Below are 11574 nucleotides of genomic sequence, written 5' to 3' on the forward strand. Positions count from 1 at the left end.
ATGTATCCATATATAAAGCATAAACCCGAGGTTTCCTAACGCTAGCGAAATCTCGGGTTTTGATAGTTTTATTGACCATTAAATTGTAGAGGATCTGGTCCAATACGACGATTTTCATTGAGCGCATCTAAGCGATCCATTTGTTCTTGAGAGAGTTCAAAATCAAAAACATTTAAGTTTTCTTCAATACGACTTGGTGTGATTGATTTAGGTATTGTCACTACACCATGCTGCACATTCCAACGAATAATGACTTGTGCAGCTGAGCGGTTTACTTCATCTGCAACACTTTTTACCGTCTCATCGTCTAAAATTTGTGCATTCATTAAAGGTGACCAAGATTCCATAAGAATATTTTGTGCATCAAGATACTCATGTAAAGCTTTTTGTGTCAAATATGGATGGAATTCAACTTGGTTAATCACAGGTTTGATACGTGCATTGGCAAGTAAGCGATCCAAATGTTCAACATTAAAATTACTTACACCAATATTTTTAACTTTTTGATCTTGGTAAAGGTCTTCCATCCCTTTCCACGTATCAATCATTAAATCTTCATCAGTTCCTGGCCAATGTACAAGATATAAATCTAAGTAGTCTAAACCTAAACGCGATAATGAAGCTTGATAAGCTTTTTCTACACTGTCACGACCATAATCACTTAACCAAAGCTTAGACGTGATAAATAAATCCTCACGCTTTAAGCCATTTTCATCTAAAGCTTCACGAATACCTTCGCCCACTTTTTCTTCATTTTTGTAAATCATCGCCGTATCAATACTACGATAACCATGCTTAATCGCATGCTTAACAGCATCCTTCGCAGAATCATCATTTTCTACACGGAAAACACCTAAGCCTACTTGAGGCATACGATTTCCATTATAAAAAGACTTTTCATTCATACAACATCGCTCCTTTATAATATCCACCTTACATGCTAAACCATTTTCAATCGATGTTAAAGCCATTGAACTTGGGAGCGAGACAGAAATCTATTTGATTTCGTCGTCTCGCCCCGGCAAGGATGACTAGGACTGGGCGTGCTAATAAAGCGAAGTACAGTCCAGTCAGCTGCTGCGCTTTCCTTGTTTTTCGTACTCCTATCATGCGAGACAGAAATCTATTTGATTTCGTCGTCTCGCCCTGGCAAGGATGACTAGGACTGGGCGTGCTAATAAAGCGAAGTACAGTCCAGTCAGCTACTGCGCTTTCCTTGTTTTTCGTACTCCTATCATGCGAGACAGAAATCTATTTGATTTCGTCGTCTCGTTTGGTAATCAATTTCATATTTATTTCGACCCATCTATACGACTTCTTACTTCAAACAAACCTCGTTTTTAGCTATATGGTATATCTAAGAATTTTTGATTCGAATTCAACTCGCCCTTTTGATCATTTAATCCTCTAAAAAACAAAAAAAGAGGTCAAGACTTCAATATGTCTTAACCTCTAAATATTAAATGCTTCATCAAATGACAATAGACAACTTAATTAAAAGATTCAATTTCATCCATAATACTTTGAAGCGCATTGACATCATATTGAATACGACCATGGAAAACAAATTTGTTAAAGAACTCATTCAACTGCTCTGGGCCTACTAAAACTTTTGTTGTTCCTTGTGTTGTAAAGCTTGAGATAGTTACATCGCCTTCACGTTTTGGATTAAAATATAAAATCGTAGTTGGTGTATATTTTAAATCCAATTGACGTTGCAATTGTGTTGCAACTTGCTCAATTTGTTTGATTTGTTGTGTATAGTCTTTGATTGAAAGTGCATTTTGTTCACCATCTTGTTGGTCTAACACAACCATCTGTGGTGTTAATGGATCTAAATCTAATGTTTTGAAAACTTGCTCTAACATTGGATTTTCTGAAAATTGATTTTGACTAACGCCTTGGTAAACATGACCTTTTAAAAGTTCAGAATCTATAATATAAAGACCTGTGCGTGTCAAAACGAGATGACTCATACGTGTAATATCCTCTAAATCATTAGTGGGTAAAAAGATATTGGCCATGATATGCATATCTTCTGGTCGAATACGTTTTTCTTTGACTAATCTTTCACGTATTCCAAGTAAACGCATATCTGTCACATATTCACTACTATTTTTTGAAAATAATTTTAAAGCATCAATTTCTCTATTTTTTGAAGAAAGCATTGTTTCATATTCTTCTTTATGTTGCGTGTCCGCTTTTTTCTTTTCAATTCGAACTTTTTCAAGCTCTTCTTCATGTTCGTGAGTCAGTTGATCTTGCTTCGATTGATATTGACTTGCGTAACTTTCTTTAGCTTTCTTTTTACTTTTGAGCGCTACCAAAAACAAAATAAAGAATAATGCTGCAATTACAATAGCAGCAATGAGGCCTATTTCGATTGGACCAAATTGTGTCATTTGCAATACCTTCCTTTTATCTACATTTCTACAGTTATTTCTATTATATTAAATAACTATAAAATTAGCGATAGTTAAAGCAATAAAATTTATTGTAAAGCAGAAACCGCTTCTTTTAATAATTCAATTTTATCTGTTTTTTCCCAAGGTAATTGCACATCATTTCGACCAAAGTGGCCATATGCAGCCGTTTGTTTATAAATTGGACGTTGTAAATCAAGCATTTTAATAATTCCAGCAGGCCGTAAATCAAAGTGATCACGTACTGCTTGAATTAAAGTATCCTCACTGACTCTTCCTGTACCAAATGTATCGATGGCGATAGAAACTGGCTGAGCGACACCAATGGCGTAGGCAAGCTGCACTTCACATTTATCTGCAAGTTGAGCAGCTACAATGTTTTTTGCGACATAGCGCGCTGCATAGGCTGCGGAACGGTCTACTTTTGTAGGATCTTTTCCTGAAAACGCGCCCCCACCATGACGTGCATAACCGCCGTAAGTATCAACAATAATTTTACGCCCAGTTAAGCCTGCATCGCCTTGTGGACCACCAATGACAAAACGCCCTGTTGGATTAATGAAAAATTTAGTCTCTTCATCTAATAAGCTTGGGTCTACTGTTGGATAAATAACATACTCTTTAATATCATTTTGAATTTTTTCTAATTCAATTTCTTCGTGATGTTGTGAAGAAACAACGATTGTATCGATACGTTTTGGTTGATTTTGTTCATCATATTCAACAGTCACTTGGACTTTACCATCAGGTCGTAAATAATCTAAAGTTCCATTTTTACGGACTTCTGATAAACGTTTCGATAATTTATGTGACAGGTCAATTGGTAATGGCATGAGTGTATCTGTTTCATTTGTCGCAAAACCGAACATCAAGCCTTGATCGCCAGCACCAGTATTTAACTCTTCGTCATTCATTTCATCACGATATTCCAACGCGCGATCTACACCTTGTGCAATATCAGGTGATTGTTCATCTATCGCTGTTAAAACAGACATTGTTTTATAGTCGTAACCATACTTCGCACGTGTATAGCCAATCTCTCTAACTGTTTCGCGTACGACTTTTGGAATATCGACATAAGTAGAAGTAGAAATCTCACCCGCGATTAAGGCCATACCTGTCGTCACTGTCGTCTCACAAGCGACACGTGCATTTTTATCTCCTTTCAAAATTTCATCCAAAATTGCATCAGAAATCTGGTCTGCAATCTTATCAGGATGACCTTCTGTTACTGATTCTGAAGTAAATAAGCGTCTGTTGTATGTCATAATAAACTCCTTTATATAATGGATTACGAACATTCTCTCTCTGAGCTCAATAAAAAAAGAGCCTTTCAACACTATAAAATAGAGTGAAGGCTCTAACGTCCATTCGCTCTTATCGTTCAGACCATATTTGTCTGCAAACGGTTTGGCACCTTTCTTCGTTAAAAGAGGTTGCTGGGTTTCATTGGGTCCATGTCCCTCCACCACTCAGGATAAGAGAATCCGTTAGCACTATATTACATAACTTTTATCAGTCTGTCAATTTCGTACTTCTGCACAAATCATTTCTAAAACCTTTCTTATCTAGAAAGATTTATGATAAATGCATCGATATTCATGGAAGAAAACCACTAAAAAATTGGATATGAACGTGAAGCATTTAAGTTTCCGTTTAAGTTATAGCTGAAATCACTAGCAGAATACGTAAAAATAAATATTTAATCTAAATGCTGTTATTTTTTCTTAAATATAGTAGGGATTATTTCTCTAATATGTTATACTCTTAAATTGTAAAGGCTTACATTCAACAAAATTCGGAGGGGATTAGATCATGTCATTTAATACTAGTGCGTTAGAGGCATTAATCGATAAGCCAAGTTCTCATTTTCAACTTACAACAACAGAACTTTATAACAAAATCTTAAAACGTGATGAAGCAGAGTTAACAGAACTCGGTGCCATCAATGCGAAAACAGGTGAATACACGGGGCGCTCACCTAAAGATAAATTTATTGTAGACAATCCACAGGTGAAAGACGATATCGATTGGGGGGCGATTAATCAACCTATATCAGAAGAAAAATTTCTCAATCTCTACCATAAAGTTATTGATTACTTAAACGACAAAGAAGAATTGTTTGTTTTTAATGGCTACGCAGGAAGTGATTCGAATTCGCAACTTAAATTGACAGTGGTTAATGAATTCGCATGGCATAATTTATTTGCGCAAAATATGTTTATTAAACCGACTTCTAAAGAAGAAGCTTCAAAAATCAAAGCAGATTTTACATTAATTTCTGCACCCCACTTTAAGGCAGATCCAAAAATTGATGGTACACGCTCAGAAACTTTTGTTATCATCTCTTTCAAGCATAAAACGATTTTAATTGGTGGCACAGAATATGCGGGTGAAATGAAAAAATCTGTCTTCTCTCTCATGAACTATTTGTTACCACAACATAATATTATGAGCATGCATTGTTCAGCGAATGTTGGAGATAAAGGCGATGTCGCACTCTTCTTTGGACTCTCTGGAACAGGTAAAACAACATTATCAGCAGACCCAAATCGTAAACTCATTGGTGATGACGAGCACGGTTGGAACGAGAACGGTGTTTTCAATATTGAGGGTGGCTGCTATGCTAAAGCGATTAACTTATCAGCTGAAAAAGAGCCACAAATTTTCAATGCAATCCGATATGGTACTGTACTTGAAAATTTAGTTGTTGATGCACATGGATATATTGACTTTGATGATAATCATTATACTGAAAACACACGCGCGGCTTACCCGATTGACCATATCGATAATGTTGTGCTCCCTTCTAAAGCATCTCATCCAAATACAATTATCTTTTTGACAGCTGATGCATTTGGTGTTTTACCACCAATTTCTAAATTAAATAAAGATCAAGCGATGTATCACTTCTTGAGTGGCTTTACTTCAAAATTAGCGGGTACAGAAAGAGGCATTACTGAACCAGTCCCTTCATTCTCAACTTGTTTCGGTGCACCATTCTTACCTCTTAGAGCTGAAGTTTATGCAAATTTACTCGGTGACCTTATCGATAAACATGCCGTTGATGTTTACCTTGTCAACACTGGTTGGACAGGTGGAAAATATGGTGTAGGTAATCGTATTGAATTAAAATATACAAGAAAAATGGTCAATGATGCGATAAATGGTGCGCTTAAAAATACAGGATTCGAAAAAGATGAAGTTTTTGGATTGTCGATTCCTACTGAAATTGAAGGCGTACCAAGCACAATTCTACAACCTAAAAATGCTTGGTCTGATAAAGAAGCCTATACTGATCAAGCACAACTTCTTGTAGAGCGCTTTAAAGATAACTTCAAAAAATTTGGCGCTAATGCGCAAGATTTAGAACTAAACGGTGGATTCAAATCGAATTAAGAATATGATTGATTTATTTAAGCAATTTCATAATCTTATGTAAGCAAAAAGCGCGCTCAGTTCCATTTAACGGGCGCGCTTTTATATTTGTAATAATGATAAAAATTTATTTTTTAATCGATAAGCTTCATTCATGATTGACTGTCATGTCGGCGCATCCAATCCTGTATGAAAGCTAAAACTTTTTTCATGGCTTGTGGTCTAGGCACGTGACCTTCATCACGTTGATAGAATGTTTCATACCGAGCGCCAACCTGTTCTAAATGTTGTGCCAAATCATATGCTTGATGAATGCCTACTTGCCGGTCTTGTTCTCCGTGAATAATTAAAATAGGAGGCGATTCAGCATCAATATCAGGAAGTGGATTTCGATTACGATAGGCTTGTATGTCTTTTTTAGGATGCCCTACCATTCTTCTTAACATACCTCTTAAATCTACACGCTCTTCATACATTAACTTTAAATCCGTAACGCCACCCCAAATAATATAGCTATTGGCTTTAACAGTTTGAAATGTAAGTAAACCTTGAATCCCACCTCTGGAAAATCCAACTAGATGCAGTGACGCGTGCGGATACATATTTTTTAACATCGTTGCGGCAACCACAACATCATTTAAATCTTTACCCGCAAATTCATCAAAACCTTGACTTCCGTTACTTCCTCTATAATACGGCGCAAATACTAAAGTATGTGGGCTTATAAATTGAAGTAATCTTGCTAAACGAACTCGCCCTACTTGTCCTTTACCGCCACGTAAGTAGATCACGATTCTGTTGACATAAGAATGGGGCGCCACGCAAAGCCCTTTAACGTTAAGGTCATCAACACGATACGTCCATTCTTCAACTTTATGTGTTATGAATTCGCCAGGCATTCGTTTAGCTTTGATAAAAGCCAAGTTCTTTCATCCTTTCTACACATGCTAATATCGCAGGATCATTTAATAAATAACTTTTTTCATCATCTTGAATAGTATCTAATGACTTTGTAAGAATAGGTCCATACGTTTCATGATAATAAGTTTTATCTTCAATCTGGTCGACAAATACGACATAAACATCTTTTTTGAAACAATGTGATTGCCCTTGCACCTCGTATTGTGCAATATAATAAAATGTGTCTATCGTTGACCCGGTTTCTTCATATAATTCACGTTGCACAGCCTCTTGACTCGATTCATTAATTTCACGTTTACCGCCTGGAAATTCAATCCCTCTATCTTTATGTCGCGTTAACACAAGATTTTGATTGTAAATTGGTAACGCTAAAACGTGTTCACCATTTTGTTCATCGTGATGATTTTTAAATTCAAGCACCACCGTTTGATGATGACTATCGGTAAACTTCACACCCCATACGTCCTTTCTATCTATGTTACAATATAACCAATTGAAGGAGGTTACAACTTGAAAACTTTGTTTATCAAACTGATTCGTTTTTATCAGCGCTTTATCTCACCATTGACGCCACCTTCCTGCCGTTTCTATCCAACGTGCTCCAATTATACGTTAGAAGCGATTCAAGTTCACGGTGCATTAAAAGGAAGCTGGCTCGGCTTAAAACGAATTTTAAAATGCCATCCATTTCATAAAGGGGGCTTTGATCCTGTCCCTTTAAAAACATCTCATACGCATCACCATGCTAATAATAAAGATTGATTCACTTCGGGCGGTTTGAAATATAACCGCCCATTTTTTAAAGTGCCCGAACCTTTTACAATATCTTCATTAAAATAAAAACCTTCTTCAGGAATATCTCCTGCATAATTCCCCTCACGACTTAATAAAGCAGTATAATAGCGACTCAAACCACATTCGTACATACCGCCTAACACAAATTGTACCTCTTCTTTTTTTAGTCTCTCAATGATGGAGAGCACTCGGTCAATCCCTCCTAAACGAAAAGGTTTCAAAACTACGATACGAACGGCTTTACTTTGTATCCATTCCATAATTGCCTCTTCACTTGTCGCATGTTCATCTATCGCTATAGGAGGCAAGGACTGATCATCTATATTGACATCTAAAGATTGGAATGGTTCTTCTATATAAGCAAGTTGATACAATTTTAATTGTTTTAAAGTAACTTCATCTTTTTGAGTTAGTGTTTGGTTAGCGTCTGTAGAAATCGGAATCATCGGATACATCGTTGTGAGCATCTTAACTTGCGACAAAATATCCGTATTCCATTTAACTTTAATTCTCCCCGCTTGATCTAATTTCATAAGCCGCTGATTAAAATCACCATTGATTGTAATCGTCATTGGAATCGAAAAACATTCCAATGGATAAAACATCGGATACAGCGCCATGATAATTGTCGCACGTGCAGTAGGAAATGCATCTAATGTTGAAACGAGTTTTTGACCTTCACTAAAATTACGAATTTCTTGCCCTTTTACATTATCAAACCATTTCTGTAAGGTGTGTTGTACATCCGCAATTGTCTCATGATGATACCAATCCGTTTCAAAAGCATTACATTCACCAAACCATAATTTTCCATGTTCGTCTTGTAATGCAACAAACAACGTACGTCTATGTGTAAGCTTAATTTTTGCTGTCTGAATCGGATGTATAAATCGTGGATTAAAACGGTAAAAATGAATGGCCATTAATTTCATTGAAATCCCTCATTTAACAAACGTCTTTGTAATTTACCAGTACTTGTGTATGGAAGTGCTTTTACAAAATAAATAAATGCAGGTTGCTTATATCTGGCTAAACGCGCTTGTAAATATCCCTCAATATTTTCAATCGCTTGTTGTGCAACTACATATAAAATCGGTCTTTGTCCCCAAACATCATCATCAATGCCCGTACACATCGCATCTTGAACTTCAGGATGTGTTTTAGCTACAGATTCGATTTCAAAAGGATAAATGTTTTCGCCACCGCTAATAATTAAATCTTTGCGTCGATCATAAATGATGACGTCGCCATCTTCGTCCATACTCGCGATATCACCTGTTTTAAAATATCCTTCCGCATCAAAAGCGTTCTCAAGATGCGAAGGATATAAATAACCATTCATCACATTTTGCGCTTTAACATAAAGTTCTCCGTGCCCATTTTCATCCGGAGATACTACTTTGAGATCAATATTTTCACTTGCATGGCCGACAGTATTCGGTTTGTTTTTCAATAACTGAGGTGAAGCAGTTAAAAATTGTGAACACGTTTCAGTCATACCAAACGAATTATAAATCGGCAACTGATATTGTAGCGCCTGACGAATCAATTGTTCATCTAATTTGGCACCACCTAAGAGTATTTTTTCAAGCTGATAAGGTTGATTGAGCCCGTTTTGCATTAAACGCATCAGCGTTACAGGAACTAAAGAAATATGCGTAATCCCTTTATGCTGAATAGCCTCTAAAATGATTTTTTCATCGAATTTTTCGAGTAAGTACACAGTGAATCCGTATTGCACACTTCTTAATAAAATACTTAAACCCGAAATATGAAATAACGGTAGCACTGCAAGCCACTTAGACGATGGACTAAAACCTAAACTTTCAATACAAGATTCTGCACTAAATTGATGATTTGCGAAAGTTTGCGGAACTGCCTTTTGAGGTCCAGTTGTCCCCGATGTAAACATAATCGATGCAATTTGATTTTCAGATACAGAATGATGGATATGAGGTGCTTCTTCACTGAATAATGTACTTGAATATATGACTTTCGTTTTTGTTGTAAATAGGATATTCTGTGTACTGATGATTAAATCAATACCTATTGCATTCATTTGTTGGTCAATTTCATAAGCAGTTAAGCGATTATTAATCAATGAAATTTCTATTTGATAGAGCCAAGCTGCATGTAAGAGCACAACGCTTTCAATTGTATTATCAATATATAGCCCGAGTCGTTGTCGATTTAAAGCTTTTAATGCAGCCCCTTTTTCAATCGCTAACTGTAATAATTCTTCAAACGTCAACGACTCTGTTGGGGTCTCTATCGCAATTTTTCTCGGCTGTTGCTTGGCTTGTTGTACGAGCCAATGTTCCATATTCGTCTCCCCCCGAATAAATCTTAATAATACTATTATAGTCTTAATCGAACTCTCATGCATGATATAAATCTAAAATTATTTTCATGAAGCAGCGAGAAATGAGATTGGGGATTCGTATTATTTTTATAAAAAAAGAACTTTACGTTTTAAAGCACTTAAATAGTGGAATTTTAAAATTATAGTACAAATCAAGAAGGACCCTACAAATTCACTCTGATTTGTAAATATAGATTCATTTTTAATGCGTAAATTTCAATGCGTAAATTATTTCTCAATTGGAGGTGAAGCGTATGACTACGCCTACAGAAAAATTATTGGCTTCTTTAAGTTATTTTAGTGTTTTTTTCGCACCTATTTTATTTCCAATTATCGTATGGATTGCTGCAGGACCACCAGTATCCACACATGCTAAAAAAGCGCTACTTTATCACATTTTACCTTGGATCTTAATCCTCATTGCTGTTATTTGTTTTGGCTTAACTCAATCATACAACCATACTGTAGCTGCCGTTCTATTTATCCTGGGTATTCTTACAGCTTTAGGAAGTGTATTTTATCTTATTTATAATTTATATTGCGGGGTTAAAGTACTTGTGACAGATGAGTAAAATGTTGCTTAATAGAGGCAATTTAAAGAACACAGCATGTTGTATCGTTTTATGAACAAGTCGCATTATTTATTGGGGGTTTAAACATGAAGCAAAATCAACCTAATTTAGCGATTTTTATTTCGATCTTACCATTACTTGCTTACCTTTACTTACAAGGATTTTATGTTGTAATTTATAAAGAAAGCGCTATTGCTCGTGTTCTTGCAGTATCTGGCATGCTTATATTCACCATATTTTGTTCTATTGCAGCCTATAGTGCTTTTATCTACACGCAAAAAGATAAATCAAAATAATAAAATCCGAGGTTTTCAAACAGATGAATGAAGACCTCGGATTCTATCTTTTATTAAACGCGTTTTATTGATATTTCATCTTTAATTAAATTGTTTTCTCTTTTTTACGTTTTCGACCTATCATCACCGTACCTAATGTAAGTAATAATGTACCCATTAACCAGCCAGCTTGTGATGTGTTAGATGCCCCTGTATTTGGCAATTGTTTTGCAGTCTCGTGCTCACCTTTAGACATTGATTGGTTTTTCTTGTTCGTTGATGATTTCATCTGACCTTTACCTTGTTGTTGATCCGCTGGCGTTTGTACCATTGGTGGTGTCGGCTTCTCTGGTGTTGGTTGTTTCGGCATCGGTGGTGTCGGTTTCTCTGGTGTTGGTTGTTCCGGCATCGGTGGTGTCGGCTTCTCCGGTGTTGGTTGTTCCGGCATTGGTGGTGTCGGCTTCTCTGGTGTTGGTTGTTTCGGTATTGGTGGTGTCGGCTTCTCTGGTGTTGGTTGTTCTGGCATTGGTGGCGTCGGCTTCTCTGGTGTTGGTTGTTTCGGCATTGGTGGTGTCGGCTTCTCTGGTGTTGGTTGTTCTGGCATTGGTGGCTCAGGATTCCAGTTCTTCAATGGGAAAAATCCTGCATCAATACTGTTGTCGTCTTTAGTCACTTCGATCTTCGCCACTAAGCCATCGGAATCTTTTTCTGTATTCGCTGTTGTGTGCTTACTTGTTGCTTCATAACCTTCAGGCGTTGTGAATATCACTTCATATTTGCCTTTTTTAACATTCGTGAATTGATAGTGACCTTGTGCATCACTTTGCGTTTCTGCCACAACTTCACCT

General features: G+C 36.5%; 12 protein-coding genes and 1 riboswitch. Of the genes, 4 read left to right on the forward strand and 8 right to left on the reverse strand.

The window, feature by feature from the left end; genetic code table 11:
• Positions 1–68: 68 nt before the first annotated feature.
• The 3 genes from C1H58_RS05890 to metK all read right to left on the reverse strand — a co-directional run bounded on the left by C1H58_RS05890 (position 69) and on the right by metK (position 3691).
• On the reverse strand, positions 69–905 hold the full coding sequence (locus C1H58_RS05890) for an aldo/keto reductase (RefSeq protein WP_165545629.1): 837 nt from the start codon (positions 903–905) through the stop codon (positions 69–71).
• A 585-nt stretch (positions 906–1490) separates the two neighbouring features.
• Positions 1491–2402 carry an NERD domain-containing protein gene (locus C1H58_RS05895; protein WP_165545630.1) on the reverse strand — a complete coding sequence of 304 codons (912 nt, stop codon included), beginning with the start codon at positions 2400–2402 and terminating at the stop codon, positions 1491–1493.
• Between the two features lie 89 nt (positions 2403–2491).
• Positions 2492–3691: a methionine adenosyltransferase gene (metK, locus tag C1H58_RS05900; protein WP_050330620.1), complete on the reverse strand. Its 1200-nt coding sequence runs from the start codon at positions 3689–3691 to the stop codon at positions 2492–2494.
• Between the two features lie 106 nt (positions 3692–3797).
• Positions 3798–3907: riboswitch (SAM riboswitch) on the reverse strand.
• 331 nt (positions 3908–4238) lie between these two features.
• Between metK and pckA the strand changes: the two genes are divergently transcribed.
• Entirely contained in the window at positions 4239–5822 is a 1584-nt protein-coding gene (gene pckA, locus C1H58_RS05905) for a phosphoenolpyruvate carboxykinase (ATP) (RefSeq protein ID WP_165545631.1), read from the forward strand.
• Between the two features lie 131 nt (positions 5823–5953).
• On the opposite strand, the gene C1H58_RS05910 is transcribed toward pckA, so the two are convergent.
• Both C1H58_RS05910 and ytkD read right to left on the reverse strand, forming a co-directional pair.
• Complete coding sequence (locus tag C1H58_RS05910) at positions 5954–6724, reverse strand: alpha/beta hydrolase family protein (RefSeq protein ID WP_165545632.1); 771 nt, start codon at positions 6722–6724, stop codon at positions 5954–5956.
• A complete protein-coding gene (gene ytkD / locus C1H58_RS05915) occupies positions 6705–7175 on the reverse strand; it encodes an RNA deprotection pyrophosphohydrolase (RefSeq protein WP_050330617.1) in 471 nt (156 codons plus the stop codon). The genes C1H58_RS05910 and ytkD overlap by 20 nt, the downstream gene beginning before the upstream one ends.
• A gap of 57 nt (positions 7176–7232) precedes the next feature.
• Here ytkD and yidD point away from each other — a divergent pair, with 57 nt between their 5' ends.
• Positions 7233–7484: a membrane protein insertion efficiency factor YidD gene (gene yidD / locus C1H58_RS05920; protein WP_050330616.1), complete on the forward strand. Its 252-nt coding sequence runs from the start codon at positions 7233–7235 to the stop codon at positions 7482–7484.
• Here the strand turns inward: yidD and menC are convergent.
• Together menC and menE are read right to left on the reverse strand one after the other, a co-directional pair.
• Positions 7460–8449: an o-succinylbenzoate synthase gene (menC, locus tag C1H58_RS05925; protein ID WP_165545633.1), complete on the reverse strand. Its 990-nt coding sequence runs from the start codon at positions 8447–8449 to the stop codon at positions 7460–7462. The genes yidD and menC overlap by 25 nt on opposite strands.
• Positions 8446–9840, reverse strand: coding sequence for an o-succinylbenzoate--CoA ligase (menE, locus tag C1H58_RS05930; RefSeq protein ID WP_165545634.1), 1395 nt, complete (start codon positions 9838–9840; stop codon positions 8446–8448). Before menE ends, menC begins: the two co-directional genes overlap by 4 nt.
• A gap of 293 nt (positions 9841–10133) precedes the next feature.
• Here menE and C1H58_RS05935 point away from each other — a divergent pair, with 293 nt between their 5' ends.
• On the forward strand, positions 10134–10451 hold the full coding sequence (locus C1H58_RS05935; protein ID WP_165545635.1) for a magnetosome magnetite crystal formation protein family: 318 nt from the start codon (positions 10134–10136) through the stop codon (positions 10449–10451).
• Positions 10452–10537: 86 nt separating this feature from the next.
• Positions 10538–10747 carry a hypothetical protein gene (locus C1H58_RS05940; RefSeq protein ID WP_165545636.1) on the forward strand — a complete coding sequence of 70 codons (210 nt, stop codon included), beginning with the start codon at positions 10538–10540 and terminating at the stop codon, positions 10745–10747.
• 85 nt (positions 10748–10832) lie between these two features.
• Here the strand turns inward: C1H58_RS05940 and C1H58_RS05945 are convergent.
• Positions 10833–11574: SdrD B-like domain-containing protein (locus C1H58_RS05945; RefSeq protein WP_165545637.1), on the reverse strand; the 742-nt coding region annotated here is incomplete at its 5' end.

The sequence above is a fragment of the Staphylococcus sp. 191 genome (assembly GCF_011174885.1).
GTDB classification, from domain to species: Bacteria; Bacillota; Bacilli; order Staphylococcales; family Staphylococcaceae; genus Staphylococcus; species Staphylococcus coagulans.